The organism is Klebsiella planticola ATCC 33531, from assembly GCF_000735435.1.
GTDB lineage: Bacteria > Pseudomonadota > Gammaproteobacteria > Enterobacterales > Enterobacteriaceae > Klebsiella > Klebsiella planticola.
In genome coordinates this window covers 1-21,884 of record NZ_JMPP01000013.1, presented here as the reverse complement: position 1 = coordinate 21,884, position 21,884 = coordinate 1, and the positions used below count along the sequence as shown (strand labels likewise).

19 protein-coding genes and 1 riboswitch are annotated in these 21,884 nt (G+C 55.2%); of the genes, 11 read left to right on the top strand and 8 right to left on the bottom strand.

What is annotated here, in order from left to right; genetic code table 11:
• Positions 1 to 36: 36 nt before the first annotated feature.
• A complete protein-coding gene (locus tag GRPL_RS21585; protein ID WP_032698444.1) occupies positions 37 to 408 on the bottom strand; it encodes a carboxymuconolactone decarboxylase family protein in 372 nt (123 codons plus the stop codon).
• A gap of 90 nt (positions 409 to 498) precedes the next feature.
• On the opposite strand from GRPL_RS21585, the gene GRPL_RS21590 reads away from it, so the two are divergent.
• Both GRPL_RS21590 and metF read left to right on the top strand, forming a co-directional pair.
• Positions 499 to 1,398, top strand: a complete 900-nt coding sequence (locus GRPL_RS21590; protein WP_032698442.1) for a LysR family transcriptional regulator — start codon at positions 499 to 501, stop codon at positions 1,396 to 1,398.
• Positions 1,399 to 1,565: 167 nt separating this feature from the next.
• A complete protein-coding gene (gene metF / locus GRPL_RS21595) occupies positions 1,566 to 2,456 on the top strand; it encodes a methylenetetrahydrofolate reductase (protein WP_032690080.1) in 891 nt (296 codons plus the stop codon).
• Between the two features lie 29 nt (positions 2,457 to 2,485).
• Here metF and gldA read toward each other — a convergent pair whose 3' ends face one another.
• From gldA to GRPL_RS21610, 3 genes are all read right to left on the bottom strand, one after another.
• A complete protein-coding gene (gene gldA, locus GRPL_RS21600) occupies positions 2,486 to 3,589 on the bottom strand; it encodes a bifunctional L-1,2-propanediol dehydrogenase/glycerol dehydrogenase (RefSeq protein WP_032696639.1) in 1,104 nt (367 codons plus the stop codon).
• Between the two features lie 54 nt (positions 3,590 to 3,643).
• Positions 3,644 to 4,306, bottom strand: a complete 663-nt coding sequence (gene fsa / locus GRPL_RS21605) for a fructose-6-phosphate aldolase (protein WP_032698441.1) — start codon at positions 4,304 to 4,306, stop codon at positions 3,644 to 3,646.
• 211 nt (positions 4,307 to 4,517) lie between these two features.
• Positions 4,518 to 5,369, bottom strand: a complete 852-nt coding sequence (locus GRPL_RS21610; RefSeq protein ID WP_032696636.1) for a helix-turn-helix domain-containing protein — start codon at positions 5,367 to 5,369, stop codon at positions 4,518 to 4,520.
• 152 nt (positions 5,370 to 5,521) lie between these two features.
• On the opposite strand from GRPL_RS21610, the gene zinT reads away from it, so the two are divergent.
• On the top strand, positions 5,522 to 6,172 hold the full coding sequence (gene zinT / locus GRPL_RS21615) for a metal-binding protein ZinT (RefSeq protein WP_032696635.1): 651 nt from the start codon (positions 5,522 to 5,524) through the stop codon (positions 6,170 to 6,172).
• A gap of 105 nt (positions 6,173 to 6,277) precedes the next feature.
• On the opposite strand, the gene ppc is transcribed toward zinT, so the two are convergent.
• Both ppc and argE read right to left on the bottom strand, forming a co-directional pair.
• Positions 6,278 to 8,929 carry a phosphoenolpyruvate carboxylase gene (gene ppc, locus GRPL_RS21620; protein WP_032690075.1) on the bottom strand — a complete coding sequence of 884 codons (2,652 nt, stop codon included), beginning with the start codon at positions 8,927 to 8,929 and terminating at the stop codon, positions 6,278 to 6,280.
• A gap of 254 nt (positions 8,930 to 9,183) precedes the next feature.
• Positions 9,184 to 10,335, bottom strand: a complete 1,152-nt coding sequence (gene argE, locus GRPL_RS21625; RefSeq protein WP_032690073.1) for an acetylornithine deacetylase — start codon at positions 10,333 to 10,335, stop codon at positions 9,184 to 9,186.
• Positions 10,336 to 10,513: 178 nt separating this feature from the next.
• Here argE and argC point away from each other — a divergent pair, with 178 nt between their 5' ends.
• From argC to oxyR, 4 genes are all read left to right on the top strand, one after another.
• Positions 10,514 to 11,518 (top strand): N-acetyl-gamma-glutamyl-phosphate reductase, encoded by a 1,005-nt coding sequence (argC, locus tag GRPL_RS21630; protein WP_032690072.1) that lies wholly within the window; start codon positions 10,514 to 10,516, stop codon positions 11,516 to 11,518.
• A gap of 6 nt (positions 11,519 to 11,524) precedes the next feature.
• Positions 11,525 to 12,301: an acetylglutamate kinase gene (gene argB / locus GRPL_RS21635; protein ID WP_094898572.1), complete on the top strand. Its 777-nt coding sequence runs from the start codon at positions 11,525 to 11,527 to the stop codon at positions 12,299 to 12,301.
• 102 nt (positions 12,302 to 12,403) lie between these two features.
• Entirely contained in the window at positions 12,404 to 13,777 is a 1,374-nt protein-coding gene (argH, locus tag GRPL_RS21640; RefSeq protein ID WP_032696633.1) for an argininosuccinate lyase, read from the top strand.
• Positions 13,778 to 14,054: 277 nt separating this feature from the next.
• On the top strand, positions 14,055 to 14,972 hold the full coding sequence (oxyR, locus tag GRPL_RS21645) for a DNA-binding transcriptional regulator OxyR (protein WP_004869452.1): 918 nt from the start codon (positions 14,055 to 14,057) through the stop codon (positions 14,970 to 14,972).
• On the opposite strand, the gene sthA is transcribed toward oxyR, so the two are convergent.
• Entirely contained in the window at positions 14,955 to 16,355 is a 1,401-nt protein-coding gene (sthA, locus tag GRPL_RS21650) for a Si-specific NAD(P)(+) transhydrogenase (RefSeq protein WP_004869456.1), read from the bottom strand. The two genes, oxyR and sthA, sit on opposite strands and share 18 nt — an antisense overlap.
• A 196-nt stretch (positions 16,356 to 16,551) precedes the next feature.
• On the opposite strand from sthA, the gene fabR reads away from it, so the two are divergent.
• Both fabR and GRPL_RS21660 read left to right on the top strand, forming a co-directional pair.
• On the top strand, positions 16,552 to 17,187 hold the full coding sequence (fabR, locus tag GRPL_RS21655) for an HTH-type transcriptional repressor FabR (RefSeq protein ID WP_032690068.1): 636 nt from the start codon (positions 16,552 to 16,554) through the stop codon (positions 17,185 to 17,187).
• 15 nt (positions 17,188 to 17,202) lie between these two features.
• A complete protein-coding gene (locus tag GRPL_RS21660) occupies positions 17,203 to 17,562 on the top strand; it encodes a YijD family membrane protein (protein ID WP_032690067.1) in 360 nt (119 codons plus the stop codon).
• A gap of 43 nt (positions 17,563 to 17,605) precedes the next feature.
• On the opposite strand, the gene trmA is transcribed toward GRPL_RS21660, so the two are convergent.
• Complete coding sequence (gene trmA / locus GRPL_RS21665) at positions 17,606 to 18,706, bottom strand: tRNA (uridine(54)-C5)-methyltransferase TrmA (protein ID WP_032698440.1); 1,101 nt, start codon at positions 18,704 to 18,706, stop codon at positions 17,606 to 17,608.
• 115 nt (positions 18,707 to 18,821) lie between these two features.
• A riboswitch (cobalamin riboswitch) is annotated at positions 18,822 to 19,001 on the top strand.
• Between the two features lie 67 nt (positions 19,002 to 19,068).
• On the opposite strand from trmA, the gene btuB reads away from it, so the two are divergent.
• Positions 19,069 to 20,937, top strand: a complete 1,869-nt coding sequence (gene btuB / locus GRPL_RS21670) for a TonB-dependent vitamin B12 receptor BtuB (RefSeq protein ID WP_032698438.1) — start codon at positions 19,069 to 19,071, stop codon at positions 20,935 to 20,937.
• Positions 20,882 to 21,733, top strand: a complete 852-nt coding sequence (murI, locus tag GRPL_RS21675) for a glutamate racemase (protein WP_032690064.1) — start codon at positions 20,882 to 20,884, stop codon at positions 21,731 to 21,733. Before btuB ends, murI begins: the two co-directional genes overlap by 56 nt.
• Positions 21,734 to 21,884: the final 151 nt, after the last annotated feature.

The window sequence follows — 21,884 nt, the reverse complement described above, 5'->3', positions numbered from 1 at the left end:
CTGCCCGAGACCAGACCGGCGTCTGGTCTCGGAGTATCAATGCGCCGCAAAGACCTCTTTGGCGGTGAACAGGCCATTTAAGGCCGCCGGGAATCCGGCATACACCGCCATCTGCATGATGACTTCGATAATCTCCTCCTGCGACAAACCGACGTGCAACCCGGCGGCAATATGTACTTTTAGCTGCGGTGCGGCATTGCCCAGCGCGGTTAAGGCGGCAATGGTGGCGATTTCACGGCTGCGTAAATCGAGCCCCGGGCGGGCGTAAATATCGCCAAACGGGAATTCAATCAGGTAGCGGGCAAAGTCCGGGGCGATGGCCTGTAGGCTTTTGACGACGGCATCGCCGCCTTTACCGTCAACGCGCTGCAACATGTCCAGGCCGGTGGTATAACGCTCTGATGTCATGATCTTTCCTCATAATGATGGTGGGTTGGGAAGAAGGTTAGAGGCGTTGATCGGACTTGAGTAATACCCTTTTCGTGATACCTTTCAGGTATGACAAGTTCACGCTTACAGACTCTTGATATTCGCCTGCTGCGCTATTTTGCCGTGGTGGCGGAAGAGAATAATATCAGCCGGGCGGCGCAGCGACTGTTCATCTCACAGCCGCCGCTGAGCCGCCATATCCGTCATCTGGAAACGCTGTTGGGCGTGACGCTCTTTGTCCGCCATACCAAAGGGCTGATTCTTACCGCAGAGGGTGAGCGGGTGCTGGAGCTTATTCGTCCGCTTCTGGCGCTGCAGGAGACGACGCTGAGTGCGCTAGGCCAGCTGTCCGATGACCGGCAGCAGCCCTTACATCTGGGGCTGACGACCGCCTTTGAGCAGGGTATTTTTGCGTCTCTGGAATCGGCGTTGGGTCGCCAGGCCCGTGCGCTTTCCCTCCTTCGCCACTCGTCGCCTGCCCTTGCCCGGCAAGTGCGCAAAGGCAAGCTGAACGCTGCGCTGGTTGCGCTGCCGCTGGACGCCGATGGGTTAACGCTTTCTCCTTTGCCCTATCATGAAGCGCTGATTGCGGCGCTACCCGCGTCATGGCCGGAATCCGCAATCCCCCGGCTGGTCTTAAAACACCTGAATCATCGGCCGCTGTTTTGGTTCAGGCGCGAACGTAATCCGGCCTTTTTTGACGCAACCCGGCGTATTTTTGACCGTATTGGCTACGTGCCGGCGTATGTGGAGGAGCCCGCTGAGCATGACGTCCTGTTGGCGCGCATCGCACGCGGAGAAGGGATGATTTTGCTGCCGGCGTCATTTGCCGCGATACAGCGTCAGGGGGTGGTATTTCATCCGCTGGAGGAGACTCGTTTGCGTTTGTCGCTGGGATTACTGACGCGACCGGAAGATGAAGCTTTGCGCGCGTGGTTGCTGCCGTTTATTGAGGAATCATTATCTTAGCGTTTAGCGACATGAGTTAATCTCATCTTCACTGAATATTCCTCACTCTTTACGCTGATTTTTCTATTGACGCCCGCTCTCTTTTCCGTCATTTTTACATCTGGACGTCTAAACGTATAGAAGTTCGCGACACAACAAACAATAAAATGCGATTGATGAGGTAAGGTATGAGCTTTTTTCACGCCAATCAGCGGGAAGCCCTGAATCAGAGCCTGGCAGAAGTGCAGGGCCAGATTAACGTGTCCTTTGAATTCTTTCCGCCGCGCACCAGTGAAATGGAGCAAACCTTGTGGAAGTCCATCGATCGCTTAAGCAGCCTGAAGCCAAAGTTTGTCTCGGTGACCTATGGCGCCAACTCCGGCGAGCGCGATCGTACCCATAGCATCATTAAGGGTATTAAAGAACGTACCGGTCTGGAAGCGGCACCGCATCTGACCTGTATTGACGCCAGCCGCGATGAACTGCGCGCGATCGCCGAAGACTACTGGAACAACGGTATTCGCCACATCGTTGCCCTGCGCGGCGACCTGCCGCCGGGTAGCGGTAAGCCTGATATGTATGCGGCGGACCTGGTGACGCTGTTGAAAGAGGTCGGAGATTTTGATATTTCCGTTGCGGCCTATCCTGAAGTTCACCCGGAAGCCAAAAGCGCGCAGGCCGATCTGCTGAACCTGAAGCGGAAAGTCGAAGCCGGCGCGAACCGCGCGATTACCCAGTTTTTCTTTGACGTTGAAAGCTATCTACGCTTTCGCGATCGCTGCGTGTCTGCCGGGATCGATGTCGAAATTATCCCGGGCATCCTGCCGGTTTCTAACTTCAAACAGGCGAAAAAGTTTGCCGACATGACCAACGTGCGTATTCCAACGTGGATGTCAAAAATGTTCGAGGGTCTGGATAACGATGCGGAAACTCGCCAGCTGGTCGGTGCCAACATTGCGATGGACATGGTGAAAATTTTAAGCCGTGAAGGGGTGAAGGATTTCCACTTCTACACGCTGAACCGTGCCGAGATGAGCTACGCCATCTGTCACACCCTGGGCGTGCGTCCGGCGGTATAAAAAATGGCCCTCATCGAGGGCCATTATGCTTATTCCCATTCATGCAGAAAACGCTGCCCGTACTGATCGGCGACCAGCAGCGCGGCGTAGACTTCATCAGCGGTCGCGCCGCCGGGCATATTGTGGATAGTTTCTCCCTCTGCGCAGGCTGCTTCCGCGACGGTACGCATTTTGCCGGGAATATCTCCTTTAATATCCAGCTGTGCCAGGGTGACAGGCAGCCCGACGCTGTGACACAGCGCGGCGACGGTTTCAATCTCTTCCAGCGGGGCATTTTCCAGCACCAGCTGCGTCAGCGTCCCGAAGGCGACCTTTTCACCGTGATAGTAGTGATGCGCGTCCGGAATGGCGGTAAGGCCGTTATGGATCGCATGCGCTGCTGCCAGCCCGCCGCTTTCAAAACCCACCCCGCTCAGATAGGTGTTGGCTTCGATAACTTTTTCCAGCGCCGGCGTGACGACATGCTGCTCCGCCGCCAGCATCGCTTTTTCACCTTCTGCAATCAGCGTGTTGTAGCACAGCTCAGCCAGCGCCAGCGCCGCCTGAGTGCATTTGCCTCCGGCCATTGTCGTGGCGCCGCTGCGTGAACAGGCGCGGGCTTCAAACCAGGTAGCCAATGCATCGCCGATACCCGCTGCCAGCAAGCGCGGTGGAGCGCCTGCGACGATTTGCGTATCGACAATCACCATGTTCGGGTTGCGCGGCAGCATCAGATAGCTGTCAAACTCGCCTTCGTCGGTATAGATAACGGAGAGGGCGCTGCAGGGGGCGTCCGTTGAGGCAATGGTCGGGGCAATCACTACCGGAAGATTCATAAAGTGGGCTAATGCTTTCGCGGTATCCAGCGTTTTTCCGCCGCCGATTCCCAACACGGCATTGCAGCGGGCCGCGCCGGCGATTTCTCGTAAGCGATTGATTTCATTATGCGAGCATTCACCGCCAAACGGCACGATTTCAGCAGCCAGACCCGCATCGGCCAGGCTTTTTCGCAGCTTTTCTTCGGCAAAACCCAGCACAAACTTGTCGCCAACAATGAGCCAGCGTTCGGCCAGCGGTTTGAGATAGTTGCCAAGGCGGGTGATAGCATTCGCGCCCTGAATATATTTGCCTGGGGATTGAATAATGCGATCCATTTCTATTCCTCCTGGTTGATCGTGGCGCCGCCCTCTGGCGACGCGACAATCGGGTTACAGGTTCAGATTGCCAAAAGCGTTATTCCAGTCTTGCTCAAACTTCTCTATGGCTGACTCTACCGCGGGGGTGCCGAGCATTTGTTGCGCTACGTCTAAGGGAAGGGTGATAGCTTCACAGCCGGTCAGCAGGCAATCCAGCGCCTGACGTGGAGTTTTAAAGCTGGCGGCCAGCACTTTGCTCCCCGGCGCGTGCTGCTCCAGCAGGGATTGCAGCTCCTGCACCATGCGAATACCGTCACCCCCCTGGGCATCGACGCGGTTGACGTAAGGGGCAACATATTTTGCGCCCGCCAGCGCTGCCAGCAGCCCCTGCGCGGCGCTATAGACCGCGGTACCCAGCGTCGGGATGCCTTCTTTCTTCAGTAATTTGATAGCGGCGAGGCCTTCAGCGGTGACCGGGATTTTAACCACGATGCCCGGAACGGCGTTGCTCAGCCGTTTGGCTTCCGCCACCATGCTTTCAGCATCGCGGCTCATCGTCTGGGCAAACAGCGTGCCATCAGGTCCGATGGCCTTTTGCAGACGCGGGAGAACATCCCAGATCGGCGTTTTGCCTGCGGCGATAATGCTCGGGTTGGTGGTCACTCCGGCCAGCGGATAGATTCGTGCCAGACGTTCAACTTCTGCTACGTTCGCGGTGTCCAGATAGAGTTCCATAGCCTTTCCTCAATTCTCAATTCAGTGATGTTGAGGTAAGGATACGGCTTCTCCTCGGCGGGTCGCCAGATGACAAATTTGCCAAAAACTGGATAAATGTACGCATTGCGGGTAAGGATGATTTAGATCACATTTTCCAGCTATATCTGGCGAGCCTGGGCAGGAGGATCGTAAAAACGCGATGGCTTACTTACAAAAATCTAGTTTCTGCTTAGCGCGGTTTCTCCGTCAGCTGGCTGTGATACTGGCGGCGATACTCGGAGGGGGAACGCTCGGTATTCTTGCGAAACAGACGGCAGAAATAGTTGCTGTCGACAAAACCGCAGGCGTGAGCGACATCTTTGATTTTCATGTCGTGGCCTTTTAACAGCATTCGGGCCTGCTCAAGTCGGATGTGATTCAGATACTCGTTAAACCCCATGGTCCCGCATTTCTGGAACAGATGGGAGAGATAGTTTGGCGAGAGATAAAATTCCTGTGCCACCGATTCGCGGGTTAACGGTTCGGCAAAGCGAGCGTCGATATATTTGCGGATCGCTTCAAAGAGCGCCTGACTTCGGGAGGCGGTTTGCACCTGGCTACCAAGCAGATCGGCGCAGTGGCTCAGCAGGCTGATAACGATGTATCTCGCGGTGTGCTGTTCCTGCGGTTGCATCTGCATCTCATTGAGCGCCTGTAGCAGGAAGGAGCCTGTCCGGGGGCCGCGGCGCGGTACCTGAAGCTTATCCTCAACATTCAACATACTGCCGTTCCAGCGCGTCAGGGCGAGCTCTAACTGCTGCTTGCCAAACACAATGCTCAGGACGGTACAGGGCGACTGCCAACGGGGAGAATGCCATCCGCCGGCGTGAATAAACAGCACGTCGTGCCGGGACAGCACGGGCGGATCGGCTTTGATGCCGGGATCGTGAAGCTGGCCATCAAGCATGATTTCGAGGCGTGGGAAATCCGCCCTCTGCACGTTACCGGATGCCGGGCGGCCGTCGGTGGCAAATCGGATCTGCCGGATCGTCGCCGGGCTTTTGATTAACGCGTCGATGTGTTGATTGAGATCGGTATCCATTCTTGCTCCGTAGAAGGCGCCACATTTTTATCATACCGGACAGCGCGAAAAGGGTAAAAGTCAGTGGGCAATGAGGGGAAATCATATTGCAGCTTATATATGATATGTTATATCGTAACATATCATTGCAAATGTTAACTCAGGAGAGAGTGATGACCAAAATGATTTCTGCCCTTGCGCTGGGCGTTGGCATGCTGTTAGCCAGCGCTCAGACCTCTGCCCACGGCCACCATAGCCATGGCCCCGCGTTAACGGAGGCGGAGGTTAAGGCCAGCGAAGGTATTTTTGCCGATGCGGACGTTAAGGATCGGGCGCTTAGCGACTGGGATGGGATCTGGCAGTCGGTGAATCCGTATCTGCTGAATGGGGATTTGGATCCGGTGCTGGAGCAAAAAGCCAAAAAAGCGGGCGGCAAGAGCGTGGCGGAATATCGGGAATATTATAAGAAAGGCTATGCCACTGATGTGGACCAGATTGGGATCGAAGATAACGTGATGGAGTTTCACGTTGGCAAAACCGTTAATGCCTGTAAATACACCTATTCCGGCTATAAGATCCTGACCTATGCTTCCGGCAAGAAAGGCGTGCGCTATCTGTTCGAATGCCAGCAGGCGGAATCAAAAGCGCCGAAATTTGTTCAGTTCAGCGATCATATTATCGGACCGCGCAAATCACAGCATTTCCATATCTTTATGGGCAATGACTCGCAGGAGGCGTTACTGAAAGAGATGGACAACTGGCCGACCTATTATCCTTATGCTCTGCATAAAGAGCAGATTGTCGACGAAATGCTGCACCATTAATAAAAATCCCCGGTCGCGTGAGGCTCACCGGGGAAAGCGTAACCGGATCAGGCGCGATCCGGTTTTTTCCCGGTAAATATCGTCTTACCGGGAACGGCTGATAAATTAGCCCGTGTTGCGCATACCTGCGGCAACGCCCGCAATCGTGACCATCAGCGCTTGTTCAACGCGCGGATCCGGCTCTTTACCTTCTTCTTCCGCCAGACGTGAACGGTGCAGCAGTTCTGCCTGCAGGACGTTCAGCGGGTCGGTATAGATGTTACGCAGCTGGATAGACTCGGCGATCCACGGCAGGTCGGCCATCAGGTGGGAGTCGTTTGCAATATCGAGCACCACTTTGATCCCGTTGGATAGCAGCTCACGCAGCTCCGCGCCCAGTTCCCATAGCTCCGGTTTCACCAGACGCTGATCGTAGTATTCCGCCAGCCACAGGTCAGCCTTCGAGAACACCATTTCCAGCATGCCCAGACGGGTAGAGAAGAACGGCCAGTCGCGACACATGGTTTCCAGTTCGCTCTGCTTGCCATCTTCCACCACTTTTTGCAGCGCGGTACCTGCACCCAGCCAGGCCGGCAACATCAGACGGTTCTGGGTCCAGGCGAAAATCCATGGAATGGCGCGCAGGGACTCGACGCCACCGGTAGCGCGACGTTTTGCCGGACGCGAGCCGAGCGGCAGTTTACCCAGTTCCTGCTCCGGCGTCGCGGAGCGGAAATAAGGGACAAAGTCTTTATTTTCACGCACGTAGCCGCGGTACATTTCACAGGAAATGTCGGAGAGCTCGGCCATGATGTGACGCCATTCCGGTTTGGGTTCCGGCGGCGGCAGCAGGTTGGCCTCCAGCACGGCGCTGGTGTACAGCGACAGACTGCTGATGGTGACTTCCGGCAGACCGTACTTAAAGCGAATCATCTCGCCTTGTTCCGTCACGCGCAGGCCGCCTTTCAGGCTTCCCGGGGGCTGAGAAAGCAGCGCCGCGTGCGCCGGGGCGCCGCCGCGACCGATGGAACCCCCACGACCGTGGAACAGCGTCAGTTCAATACCGGCTTTTTCGCAGGTCTTGATCAGCGCGTCCTGTGCCTGATACTGCGCCCAGGAGGCGGCCATCACGCCGGCGTCTTTCGCTGAGTCGGAATAGCCAATCATGACCATCTGTTTGCCCTGAATAAAGCCGCGGTACCAGTCGATGTTCAGCAGCTGGGTCATGACGTCATTGGCGTTGTTCAGATCGTCCAGGGTTTCAAACAGCGGCGCAACCGGCAGGGCGAAGCCAATACCGGACTCTTTCAGCAGCAGGTGAACTGCCAGCACGTCGGATGGAGTCTTCGCCATGGAGATCACGTAAGCGGCGATGGATCCGTGCGGCGCTTCGGCGATCACCCGGCAGGTGTCGAGCACTTCGCGGGTTTCATTGCTCGGCTCCCACTGACGTGGCAGCAGCGGGCGTTTGGAGTTCAGTTCGCGGATCAGGAAAGCCTGTTTGTCGGCTTCTGACCAGCTTTCGTAATCGCCAATGCCGAGATAACGGGTCATCTCTCCCAGTGCTTCGGTATGGCGGGTGCTTTCCTGACGAATATCGATACGCACGAGCGGTACGCCGAACGATTTCACGCGGCGCAGGGTATCGAGCAGTTCGCCGTTGGCAATAATGCCCATGCCGCAGGACTGCAGCGACTTATAGCAGGCATAAAGTGGTTCCCACAGCTGTTCGTTCTGGGTAATCAGGCCGGCAGGTTTCGGCAGCTTCTGTCCTTTCAGGCGAGCTTCCAGCCAGGCCTGCGTTTCCATCAGCTGGGTACGCAGTTTTTTCATCAGATAACGGTACGGTTCCTGCGCGCCTTCCGCGCCGGCCAGCTCCCGCAGTTCGTCGGTACATTCGACCATCGACAGTTCGGAAATCAACAGCTGAATATCTTTCAGGAACAGGTCGGTGGCTTTCCAGCGGCTCAGCAGCAGCACCTGACGGGTGATATCGGCGGTCACATTCGGGTTACCGTCGCGGTCACCGCCCATCCAGGAGGTAAAGCGCACCGGTACAAAGTCAACCGGCAGCTGATAGTTGAGGTTCTCTTCCAGCTGTTCGTTCAGCTCACGCAGGTAGTTTGGTACCCCTTCCCACAGGCTGTTTTCAACTACGGCAAACCCCCATTTCGCTTCATCAACTGGGGTCGGGCGGTACTTACGGATTTCATCCGTATGCCATGACTGGGCGATCAGCTGGCGCAGACGGCGCATCAGCTGATGGTGTTCGTAATCCGCGATATCTTTATTATCAAGCTGCTTCAGGCAGTTGTTCACTTCCACCATTTTGTGGATCAGCGTACGGCGGGTGATCTCGGTGGGGTGAGCGGTTAATACCAGCTCCAGAGACAGGGACTCCACCGCTTTTTTAATGGTATCTTCGTTGAGATGGGGTTGGTCTTTGAGTTTTCTCAGGGTGCGGGCAATCACTTCCGGATTGCTGGCCGCTTCGCCGTTTGGCGAAATACTGTGGTACTGCTCCGCCGTATTCGCCAGGTTCAGGAACTGGCTGAAGGCGCGAGCGACCGGCAGCAGCTCGTCGTTGGACAAGTTTTGCAGCGTGGTGAGCAATTCCTGGCGATTGGCTTCATTGCCGGCGCGAGAAGACTTGGACAATTTACGGATAGTTTCGACACGATCAAGAATGTTCTCTCCCAGTGCATCCTTGATGGTATCGCCTAGCACCTTACCGAGCATACTGACATTACTACGCAAAGCGGAATATTGTTCGTTCATGTTACCCCAGACACCCCATCTCATTTTATTTTGTTATACCCGGCACTCTGCAACGTTGAGCGGCGGATAAGCAGCCGTCTTTTATAAAGCCACGTAAAAACCCCCACGTCAATTGTTGCGAAATCGCTTCAGCAAACGAATAAATGGCGGCAATTTGCGAAATTTAACTCAGACGTCGCTTGATAAGCGTTGCTTATGGAAATGTGACCAGAATCACCGTCCCGCCCCAGGAAAAGAGGCGGGATCCGCAGGCTTTAGTGCCAGCAGAAATGGTGGACAACCTGCGTAATCAGCTCACGGGTCGGCTTGATAAAGCGGGTTTCCAGATATTCATCCGGCTGGTGGGCCTGGTTAATGGAGCCAGGACCTAAAACCAGCGTCGGGCAGAGCGTCTGGATAAACGGCGCTTCGGTGCAGTAGTTCACGACTTCAGTTTGTGCGCCGAGGAGCTTTTCAACAACCTGAACCAGCCGGTGGTCCGGCGGGCATTCGTAGCCCGGAATCGGCGGATGCAGCTCGGAGACGGTCAGGCGACCCGGCCAGCGCTCGCTAACCGGTGCCAGCGCTTCATCCAGCAGTCCGTTGAGATCGTTGAGCGTCATGCCCGGAAGTGGGCGAATATCCATATGCAGCTCGCAGCAGGCGCAGATGCGGTTTGAGGCGTCGCCGCCATGGATAGCCCCGAGGTTGAGCGTCGGATACGGTACGGTGAAGGCATCGTAGTGATAGCGCTCTTTCAGCGAGTCGCGCAGCTGCATGATGCGACCAATGGCATCGTGCATCAGCTCAATGGCGTTGACGCCGCGCGCCGGATCGCTGGAGTGGCCGGACTGCCCCTGGATACGGATGGCGTTGGACATATGGCCTTTGTGCGCGCGTACCGGCTGCAGAGAGGTGGGTTCACCGATGATGGCGCAATCCGGGCGCAACAGGGTCGTTTCGGCAAAGTAACGGGCGCCGGCCATGCTGGTCTCTTCATCGGCGGTAGCCAGGATGTAGAGCGGTTTTTTCAGCTGACTGACATCGACATCGCGCAGGGCATCAAGAATAAAGGCAAAAAAGCCTTTCATGTCGGCGGTGCCGAGGCCGTACAGCTTGTTTTCGTGCTCGGTGAGGGTGAAAGGATCGCGGGTCCAGCGGCCGTCATCAAAAGGAACGGTATCCGTATGTCCGGCGAGGAGCAGGCCGCCAGCGCCGTGGCCGGTGCTGGCCAGCATATTGAATTTGTTGCGCGTATCCGGCACCGGCTGCACTTCGACATTGAAGCCAATTTCGCGGAACCAGCCAGCGAGTAAATTGATTAAAGTCTCATTACTTTGATCCAGCGCCTCTTCGGTTGCGCTGATAGAAGGTGTGGCGATCAATGCGCGGTAAATCTCGATAAAGGGTGGTAAGTTGTTTTTCATTGTTGACACACCTCGGGTCATGATAGTATCAATATTCATGCAGTATTAGTGAATAAAAATACATTATCGTTGAGCGTAAGAAAACCCATAAAGTGTAGGGAAAGTGCTTACGGCTTAACAGGGTGAGGAAGAGAAATGCTTCCTGGACAAACATGACGTAAGAAGGTGAAGAGCCCCGATGTTGAAGACGCTGATTGTGGGTGCCAGCGGTTATGCCGGCGCAGAGCTAGTGACCTATGTAAATCGCCATCCTCATATGACCATAACCGCTTTGACGGTCTCCGCGCAAAGTAATGATGCAGGGAAATTCATTTCCGATTTGCATCCGCAGCTGAAAGGCATTGTGGATTTACCGCTGCAGCCGATGTCAGATATCAGCGAATTTAGCGCCGGGGTGGATGTCGTCTTCCTCGCTACCGCCCATGAAGTGAGCCACGACCTGGCGCCGCAGTTCCTTGCCGCAGGCTGCGTGGTATTCGACTTATCCGGCGCCTTCCGCGTAAACGACGCTGCGTTCTACGAAAAATATTACGGCTTTACTCATCAGCATCCGGCCCTGCTTGAGCAGGCGGTGTATGGCCTGGCAGAGTGGAGCGTCGACAAACTGAAAGAGGCGAATCTGGTCGCCGTACCGGGCTGCTATCCGACAGCGGCTCAGCTGTCGCTGAAGCCACTGATCGATGCGGACCTGCTGGATCTTAGCCAGTGGCCGGTGATCAACGCGACCAGCGGCGTCAGCGGTGCGGGTCGTAAAGCGGCCATCGGCAATAGCTTCTGTGAAGTCAGCCTGCAGCCGTATGGTGTGTTCAACCATCGCCATCACCCGGAAATCTCGACCCATCTTGGCGCAGAGGTGATTTTTACGCCTCATCTCGGCAACTTTAAACGTGGGATTCTGGAAACCATTACCTGCCGCCTGAAGCCAGGCGTCAGCAAAGAGCAGGTTGCCGGAGTGTTCCAGCAGGCGTATGCCGATAAGCCATTGGTACGTTTATACGATAAAGGCGTGCCCGCATTGAAAAACGTCGTAGGTCTGCCATTCTGTGATATCGGTTTTGCGGTTCAGGACCAGCATATTATCGTGGTGGCGGCGGAAGATAACCTGCTGAAAGGCGCGGCGGCGCAGGCAGTCCAGTGCGCGAATATTCGTTTCGGCTTCGCTGAAACGCAGTCTCTTATTTAAGGTGTGATGATGAACCCATTAATTATCAAACTCGGCGGCGTTTTACTCGACAGCGAAGAAGCGCTGGAGCGTCTGTTTACCGCGCTGGTCAATTATCGTGAAACGCATCATCGCCCGCTGGTTATTGTGCACGGCGGCGGCTGTGTGGTGGATGAGCTGATGAAGCAACTCAACCTGCCGGTGAACAAGAAAAACGGTCTGCGGGTGACGCCTGCGGATCAGATCGACATTATTACCGGTGCGCTGGCGGGAACTGCGAATAAGACGCTGCTGGCATGGGCGAAGAAACACCATATTGCGTCCGTTGGCCTGTTCCTTGGCGATGGTGACAGTGTGAAGGTCACTCAGCTTGATGAAGAGCTGGGCCACGTTGGCCTGGCGCAGCCGGGATCGCCGGCGCTGATTAACACGCTGCTGGCGGGCGGCTACCTGCCGGTGGTCAGTTCGATCGGCGTGACCGATGAAGGGCAACTGATGAACGTGAACGCTGACCAGGCGGCCACTGCGCTGGCGGCGACCCTTGGCGCGGATCTGATTCTGCTTTCCGATGTCAGCGGTATTCTCGATGGTAAAGGCCAGCGCATCGCGGAAATGACCGCGGCGAAGGCGGAGCAGCTGATCGAACAAGGCATTATCACTGATGGCATGATCGTCAAGGTGAATGCCGCGCTGGATGCGGCGCGGACGCTGGGCCGTCCGGTGGATATCGCCTCCTGGCGCCACGCGGAACAGCTGCCGGCATTGTTTAATGGCACGCCTATCGGCACGCGTATTCTGGCTTAATATTTCATGCCCGGCGGCGTATTGTTTGCCGGGCCTACAAGACTGTAGGTCGGGTTAGCGAAGCGTCACCCGGCAGAACTAAACGAATTTAAGGAAATGGTTATGGCACTTTGGGGCGGGCGTTTTACTCAGGCAGCAGATCAGCGGTTCAAGCAGTTCAACGACTCTTTGCGCTTTGACTATCGTCTGGCGGAGCAGGATATCGTTGGCTCTGTCGCCTGGTCTAAAGCGCTGGTGACGGTGGGCGTTCTGAGTGCCGCTGAGCAGCAGCAGCTGGAAGAGGCATTAAGCGTGCTGCTGGAAGAGGTGCGGGCAAATCCGCAGCAAATTCTTGCAAGCGATGCGGAAGATATCCACAGTTGGGTGGAAGGTAAACTGATCGACAAAGTGGGCCAGCTGGGTAAAAAATTGCATACCGGTCGTAGCCGTAACGATCAGGTCGCAACCGACCTGAAGCTGTGGTGTAAAGATACCGTCGCGGAGCTGCTTTCTGCGAACCGCCAGCTGCAAAGCGCGCTGGTGGATACGGCGCAGAACAACCAGGATGCCGTTATGCCGGGTTATACCCACCTGCAGCGTGCGCAGCCGGTGACGTTCGCCCACTGGTGCCTGGCCTACGTTGAGATGCTGGCGCGCGATGAAAGCCGCCTGCAGGATACCCTCAAGCGTCTGGACGTCAGTCCTCTGGGCTGCGGTGCGCTGGCGGGTACCGCCTATGATATCGATCGCGAGCAGCTGGCCGACTGGCTGGGCTTTGCGTCGGCGACCCGCAATAGCCTGGACAGCGTTTCTGACCGTGACCACGTACTGGAGCTGCTCTCCGATGCGTCGATTGGCATGGTTCACCTGTCACGTTTCGCCGAAGATCTGATTTTCTTTAATACGGGCGAAGCCGGTTTTATTGAGTTATCCGATCGCGTCACCTCCGGTTCCTCGCTGATGCCGCAGAAAAAGAACCCGGATGCGCTCGAACTTATCCGCGGAAAATGTGGCCGCGTTCAGGGCGCCCTGACCGGGATGATGATGACTCTGAAAGGTCTGCCGCTGGCCTACAATAAAGATATGCAGGAAGATAAAGAAGGGCTGTTCGACGCGCTCGATACCTGGCTTGATTGCCTGCATATGGCGGCGCTGGTGCTGGATGGCATTCAGGTCAAGCGTCCGCGTTGCGAAGAGGCGGCGCAGCAGGGCTACGCGAATGCGACCGAACTGGCGGATTATCTGGTTGCGAAAGGGGTGCCGTTCCGTGAAGCGCACCATATTGTCGGGGAAGCGGTTGTTGAAGCGATTGCCCAGGGCAAACCGCTGGAAGATCTGGCGCTGGCCGACCTGCAGAAGTTTAGCGGCGTGATTGCCGACGATGTCTATCCGATTCTGTCGCTGCAATCTTGTCTGGATAAGCGCTCGGCAAAAGGCGGCGTTTCGCCGAAGCAGGTTGCCCAGGCGATTGCTGACGCGAAACAGCGTCTGGTGTAAATCCTCGCCGCCCCTGGATGATTCCAGCGGGATGAGTGAGAAAAGAGGCTCGGGCTATGTCCGGGCTTTTTTATGCAAAAAAAAAGCGGACACAAGGTCCGCAAAAGTTCACGTTGGCTTTAGTTATCTGGTCAGGGAATATGCTGAGGCAATGTCGTGATTTTCTGACTTTCGCCTCGTTTCTGGGTTTATTATTGAACAGAAAACTTGATAGGGATAATCGTTCGTTGCTATGCTATCTATCGCCATGAACTATCATGGCGACGGAGGATGAATAATGAATATTCGCGATCTTGAATACCTGGTTGCGCTAGCCGAGCACCGCCACTTCCGGCGCGCGGCGGACTCCTGCCACGTCAGCCAACCCACGCTTAGCGGACAAATCCGTAAGCTGGAGGATGAACTTGGGGTCATGTTGCTGGAGCGCACCAGCCGTAAGGTGCTGTTTACCCAGGCCGGACTGTTGCTGGTGGATCAGGCGCGTACCGTGTTACGCGAAGTCAAAGTGCTCAAGGAAATGGCAAGTCAACAGGGTGAGACCATGTCCGGGCCGCTGCATATTGGCCTGATTCCGACCATTGGCCCTTACCTGTTGCCACAAATCATACCGATGCTACACCAGACGTTTCCAAAGCTGGAAATGTACCTGCATGAAGCCCAAACGCATCAGCTGCTGGCTCAACTGGACAGCGGCAAGCTTGACTGCGCGATCCTCGCGCTGGTGAAAGAGAGCGAGGCCTTTATCGAGGTACCGCTGTTTGACGAGCCGATGATGCTGGCAATCTACGAAGATCATCCGTGGGCTAATCGCGATCGCGTGCCGATGTCCGATTTGGCCGGGGAAAAACTGCTGATGCTGGAAGATGGCCACTGCCTGCGCGATCAGGCGATGGGGTTCTGTTTTGAGGCCGGTGCGGATGAAGATACGCATTTCCGCGCGACCAGCCTCGAAACGCTGCGCAACATGGTGGCCGCAGGTAGCGGTATTACGCTGCTGCCGGCGTTAGCGGTGCCGCAGGAGAGAAAACGCGATGGCGTGGTCTATATTCCGTGCATTAAGCCGGAACCGAGACGAACCATCGGGTTAGTTTACCGCCCCGGCTCCCCGCTGCGCAGCCGCTACGAACATCTGGCGGAGGCCATCCGCAGCACCATGGATGGCCATTTCGACAAAGCGTTAAAACAGGCGGTTTAAGCCATTTAACGCAGCAACCCGATAGGCTTCCGCCATGGTTGGGTAGTTAAAGGTGGTGTTGACGAAGTACTCAATGGTGTTGCCACCACCTTTTTGCTCCATAATCGCCTGGCCGATATGAATAATCTCGGCCGCGCGCTCGCCAAAGCAATGAATCCCAAGGATCTCTTTCGTTTCCCGATGGAACAGGATCTTCAGCGTGCCCACGCTCATGCCGACGATTTGCGCCCGTGCCAGATGTTTAAACTGCGCGCGACCCACTTCGTACGGTACCTTCATGGCAGTCAGCTGCTGCTCCGTTTTACCGACGGAGCTGATTTCCGGGATGGTGTAGATGCCGGTGGGGATATCCTCAATCAGATGGGCAGAAGCCTCACCTTTAATCAGCGCCTGCGCGGCGATGCGACCCTGATCGTAAGCGGCTGATGCCAGACTTGGATAACCGATGACGTCGCCTACGGCATAGATATGCGGCAGCGCGGTCTGATACATGCTGTTGACCTTGAGCTGGCCGCGGCTATCGGTTTTCAGACCAATATTTTCCAGCGCCAGCGAATCGGTGTTACCGGTACGCCCGTTGGCGTACAGCAGGCAATCTGCTTTCAGTTTTTTACCCGATTTCAAATGCATGATCACGCCGTCATCAACGCCTTCAATCTTCTCGTACTCTTCGTTGTGGCGAATAACCACACCGCTGTTCCAGAAGTGATAGGAGAGGGAGTCGGACATCTCTTGATCGAGGAATGCCAGCAGACGATCGCGGGTATTTATCAGGTCCACTTTGACTTCCATACCGCGGAAAATGGACGCGTACTCACAGCCAATCACCCCGGCGCCGTAGATAATGACGTGGCGGGGCTCGTGCTGCAGACTGAGAATAGAATCGCTGTCGTACAGGCGCGGGTGGGAAAAGTCGACATCAGCCGGATGATACGGACGGGAGCCGCAGGCGATGACGAATTTCTCGGCGGTGATCGTCTCGACGGTACCGTCGTGACATTCCAGGGCGAGCGTGTGTTCATCAACAAAGTGCGCGTTGCCCTGCAATATTTCGCAGTGGTTGCGCTCATAGAAACCCTGACGCATATGGGTCTGCTGGTTAATGACGCTGTCGGCATGGTTAAGAATGTCGGCGAAGGAAGAACGAAGAAGACGGGAATGGTCGCTGTAGAGGGGGTTTTGGTTAAACTCGATAATACGACTGACGGCATGGCGGAGGGCTTTCGACGGGATGGTACCCCAGTGGGTACAGCCGCCGCCGACGTTATGATAGCGCTCAATAACGGCGACGCGCGCTCCTTGCTTAACCAGTCCCATCGCAGCACCTTCACCGCCAGGACCGGAACCAATCACTATTGCATCATAATCCCAAGAGTGTGACATGGCATTACTCACCTGTTTTATACATAAAATAAACACGATGATAACATTCGCCGGGCTTTAACCCAATTATCGTTGTGCTTTTTTGCGGCATAAAAGCAGATTCGGCTCGTAAACAATCATTCACAAACCTGGCTAAACCGATTAGTTTTAATCTCTGGTATAGTGCCAACAGGTCTATTGGAAGGATTCAGACATCGTGATGGGCGTAAGAGCACTACAAAAAGAGAAAACCCGACGTTCGCTGGTCGAAGCCGCATTCAGCCAGCTGAGTGCTGAGCGGAGTTTCGCCAGCTTGAGTTTGCGCGAAGTAGCGCGCGAGGCGGGGATTGCACCAACGTCCTTTTATCGCCATTTTCGCGATGTTGACGAACTCGGTCTGACGATGGTCGACGAGAGCGGGCTCATGCTACGCCAGCTGATGCGCCAGGCGCGGCAGCGTATCGCCAAAGGCGGCAGCGTGATTCGCACCTCGGTTTCCACGTTCATGGAATTTATAGGTAATAACCCAAACGCTTTCCGTCTGTTGTTACGGGAACGTTCTGGCACATCCGCGGCGTTTCGTGCCGCCGTGGCGCGTGAAATTCAACATTTCATCGCGGAACTTGCCGATTATTTAGAAATCGAAAACCATATGCCGCGCGCCTTTACCGAAGCGCAGGCTGAAGCTATGGTCACTATCGTTTTCAGCGCCGGCGCTGAGGCGCTGGACGTCAGTCCTGAACAGCGCCGGCAGCTGGAAGAGCGACTGGTACTGCAGCTCAGAATGATCTCGAAAGGCGCGTATTACTGGTATCGCCGCGAACAAGAAAAAATGTCACATCATTCCGAATAACGTGAAGGACGAGCAATGAAACACTCAGTTCAAGATAAAGGTACGCTGCTGCTGGCGCTGATCGCTGGTTTATCCATTAATGGAACCTTCGCCGCGCTGTTCAGCTCGATTGTTCCCTTTTCCATCTTCCCGGTGCTGTCTCTGCTGCTGACAGTTTACTGTCTGCATCAGCGCTACCAGAACCGCAGTATGCCCGTGGGCTTGCCTGGCCTGGCGGCGGCCTGCTTTATTCTCGGCGTTCTGCTGTATAGCACCGTGGTACGTGCGGAATATCCGGATATCGGCTCCAATTTCTTCCCGGCCGTGCTGTCGGTGATTACCGTGTTCTGGATCGGCTACCGGATTCGTAACCGTAAGGATACGGCGGCAGAGTAAGCCTCGTTACCCGGCAAACATTGCGTTGCCGGGTGTTTGGTGCTTACTTTTTCGTGAGCAGTACGCCACATTCCATATGATGGGTGTACGGGAACTGATCGAACAGCGCCAGACGCGTGACGTCATGAGTCTGGCTTAAGGTTTCCAGATTCTGGCACAGGGTCTCCGGATTACAGGAGATGTACAGAATACGCGGGTACGCCTGCACCATCTTCTCCGTTTCATTATCCAGCCCGCTGCGCGGCGGATCGACAAAAATCGTCTCACACTGATAGCTTTTCAGGTCAATACCCTGCAGGCGGTTAAACTCTCGTACACCGTTCATGGCCTGCGTAAACTCTTCCGCCGCCATACGGATAATCTGCACGTTATCAATATGGTTAGCCGCAATGTTGTACTGCGCCGCCGCGACCGACGGTTTGGCGATTTCCGTTGCCAGTACGCGATCGAAGTTGCGCGCCAGGGCCAGCGAGAAGTTACCATTGCCGCAGTACAGCTCCAGTAAATCTCCCGTCGCCTCTTTGGTGGCGTCCAGCGCCCACTCCAGCATCTGGATATTCATGGCGGCATTCGGCTGAGTGAAGCTGTTTTCTACCTGGCGATAGATCATTTCGCGGCCGGCAACCGGCAGACGCTCATCGATGTAATCTTGATCGAGCTCGATTTTGGTTTTGGTGGCCCGGCCAATCAGATGCACGTTGAGGTTTTTCGCGCGCAGCGCATCGCGCAGAATCTCGGCCTGCTGACGCCACTCATCGTCGAGTTTTTTGTGGTACAGCAGCGATACCACGGCCTGGTTGCTCATGGTCGTCAGATAATCGACCTGGAATAGTTTGTGGCGCAGAACCGGGTTATCGCGCACGCCGTCAAGAATCTCGACCATCAGTTGATTGATGAGCTCACTTGCCGCCGGGAAGCTATCGACGCGAATCCGGGATTTCGTCTGCTGATCGAACATGATGTGGTACAGGTCGTCACCGTCATGCCACAGGCGGAATTCAGCACGCATACGATAATGACTCACCGGCGAACGAAACACCTCCGGAACCGGCGCGGCAAAAGGCACCATCATTTTTTGCAGACGGACGACTTTTTCTGCCAGCTGCGCTTCATATTGTTCGGTCGGAAGGTGTTCTGGGGTCATGATGCATCCTGAATAAAATAAGTACGCGGGGATTGTAGGGAAAGCGCAGGGGATGTCCAGCCCGGATAAAGGATCAAATATAATTATAGAAGTCTGGACATCTATATGTTTCTAATTATAGCATTGTGTAACCGGTCCTGTGAGTTAAAAGGGAACCCAGTGTAAATCTGGGGCTGACGCGCAGCGGTAAGGAAGGTGGGATGAACGCATTATGCAGACACTGCCGATATCAGGTGGGAAGTCCTCATCCATAACACGCCCCAAGCCCGAAGACCTGCCGGAATACGTCGCATTTGGTTTCTATCATCGCGTGCTACTGATGAAACCAGCGGCATCCTTTATATGTTACGGATGCTTTTACAATGATTAAAAAAGCTTCGCTGATGACGGCTCTCTCCGTCACGGCATTTTCTGGCTGGGCGCAAGACAGCAATTCAGATACGTTAGTGGTGACAGCAAATCGTTTTCAACAGCCGGTCAATACGGTTCTTGCACCGACCGATGTGGTCACCCGCGAAGATATCGATCGCTGGCAGGCGAAGGATTTGAATGACGTTATGCGTCGACTGCCGGGGGTGGATATTGCCCAGAACGGGGGAATGGGACAGAGCTCTTCTTTATTTGTCCGCGGTACCGAGGCCAAGCAGGTTCTGGTGCTGATCGATGGCGTTCCCATGCCGCGCCCCGGTATTACAAACAATCCTGACCTCAATCAAATACCGCTTTCTCTGGTACAACGCGTGGAATACATCCGCGGCCCGCGTTCGGCTATTTATGGTTCCGGCGCGATGGGCGGCGTAATTAACGTCATCACCCATTCTGATAAAGAAGAATCTAAGATTACCGCAGGCGTCGGTTCTGAAGGCTATCAGCAATACGACGGCACGCTTCGCCATCGCTTCGGTGATACGGTGGCGACGGTCGCCGGTTCCTATGAGGGCAATAAGGGCTTTAACGTTCAGCCTGACTCGAGCTGGTCTCACGATCAGGATCGCGATGGTTTCCGCAGCAAAGCGTTCTGGGGCGGCCTTGAACATAAATTTAACGATAACCTGAACGGTTTCTTCCGTGGGCGTAGCTATACCAATAATAGCGATTACGATCTGGGCAGCCCGCCATACAGCCCTGCCTACAGTGCAGATGAAGAGCAGCTCTATAACCAGAGCTGGGACGCGGGCCTGACATTCAGCTCCGGGATCTACTCTTCACAACTGATTGCCAGCTATCAGAAGGTCAAAGACTACAACTACAGCAGCATATACGGCCGTTACAATGATGGTACGACGCTCGATCGGATGACTCAGCGTAACCTGCAGTGGGGAAATAACGTTATTGTTGGCCACGGTTCGGTGAGCGCCGGCGTCGACTGGCAACAGCAGCGCCTGACCTCGTCGGATACGGTCATATCGGATACCTACAAGCGTGATAACACCGGCCTGTATCTGACCGGTCAGCAGCAGTTTGGCGATGTTACGCTGGAAGCGTCCGGTCGCGAAGACCATGACGAGCAGTTTGGCTGGCACGGGACCTGGCAGACCACCGCCGGTTGGGAATTCGTGGAAAACTATCGCGTGACCCTCGGCTATGGTACCGGCTTCCTCGCGCCTTCGCTGGGACAGCAGTTTGGTTCGACCCGTTTTGGTATCAGTTCAAACCCGAACCTGAAGCCTGAAGAGTCCCAACAATGGGAAGCCGGGTTTGACGGTCTCACCGGGCCGCTGGACTGGCGCCTGTCTGCGTATCACTACAAGATCACCAATCTGATTACCTATTACTCGGATCCTGTCACCTATGAAGGCGAGTATGACAATATCAATGCCGCAACCATTAAAGGCGTTGAGTGGACCGGTAATATCGACACCGGCATTTTCAGCCACCGCGTCACGTTGCAGTACGTCGACCCGCGTAATGATGACAATGGTGAAGTCCTGGCCAGACGTTCTAAGCGACAGGCGAAGTACCAGCTGGACTGGACAATGTTCAACGTCGATATGGATGTATCGTGGCAGTATTACGGTAAGCGCTACGATAACAACACGTCTCAGTACAATAATACGCAGCGCATTTTGCCAAGCTACAGCACTGTTGATGTTTCTGCCGCGTATCCGATCACCGATCACCTGACAGTTCGTGGTAAAATAGCTAACCTGTTCGATAAAGATTACGAGACAGCTTATGGCTACCAAACTGCAGGACGAGAATACTACTTGTCTGGCAGCTACACCTTCTGATCCACGTCCCACCGTGCTGGTGTTTGACTCCGGCGTCGGTGGGTTGTCGGTTTATCATGAGATTCGGCAGCTTCTGCCGAATCTGCATTATATCTACGCTTTCGATAACGTCGCTTTTCCTTACGGGGAGAAGAGTGAAGAATTTATCGTTGAACGCGTGCTCGAAATTGTCACTGCCGTTCAACAACGTTATCCGCTGGCGCTGGCCGTCATTGCCTGCAACACCGCCAGCACAGTCTCTCTTCCCGCCCTTCGTGAAAAATTCGCTTTTCCTGTCGTGGGAGTCGTCCCGGCGATTAAACCCGCGGCGCGTTTAACGGCGAACGGTATTGTTGGTCTGCTGGCGACGCGTGGAACGGTCAAGCGTCCTTACACCCGCGAGCTGATAAGCCGTTTCGCAAATGAATGTAAGATAGAGATGCTGGGTTCCGCTGAACTCGTTGAGCTGGCGGAAGCGAAGCTGCACGGCGAACCGGTCCCGCTGGAGGAGTTGCGGCGTATTCTGCGCCCGTGGCTGCGAATGGCGGAGCCGCCTGATACGGTTGTGCTGGGCTGCACACATTTCCCTCTCTTACAGGAAGAGCTGCAGCAGGTGCTGCCGGAAGGGACGCGGATGATCGATTCAGGTGCTGCGATTGCGCGTCGTACCGTCTGGCTGCTGGAACATGAAGCGCCAGATGCGAAATCCAGTGATCCGAATATGGCTTATTGCATGGCGCTGACGGCCGAAACTGAACAACTTTTGCCCGTTTTACAGCGTTATGGCTTTGAGACGCTGGAAAAACTGCCACTTTAATCGCGTTTTGCACAAAAAAGAGACGGTTGAAAAGTTTTTTTAAAACAGGGCTTGTCAACGTCTCAGAACTCCCTATAATGCGCCTCCACTGACACGGAACAACGGCACGCAAGCCGCCGGGTCAGCGGGGTTCAGAGATGAACGCCAACAG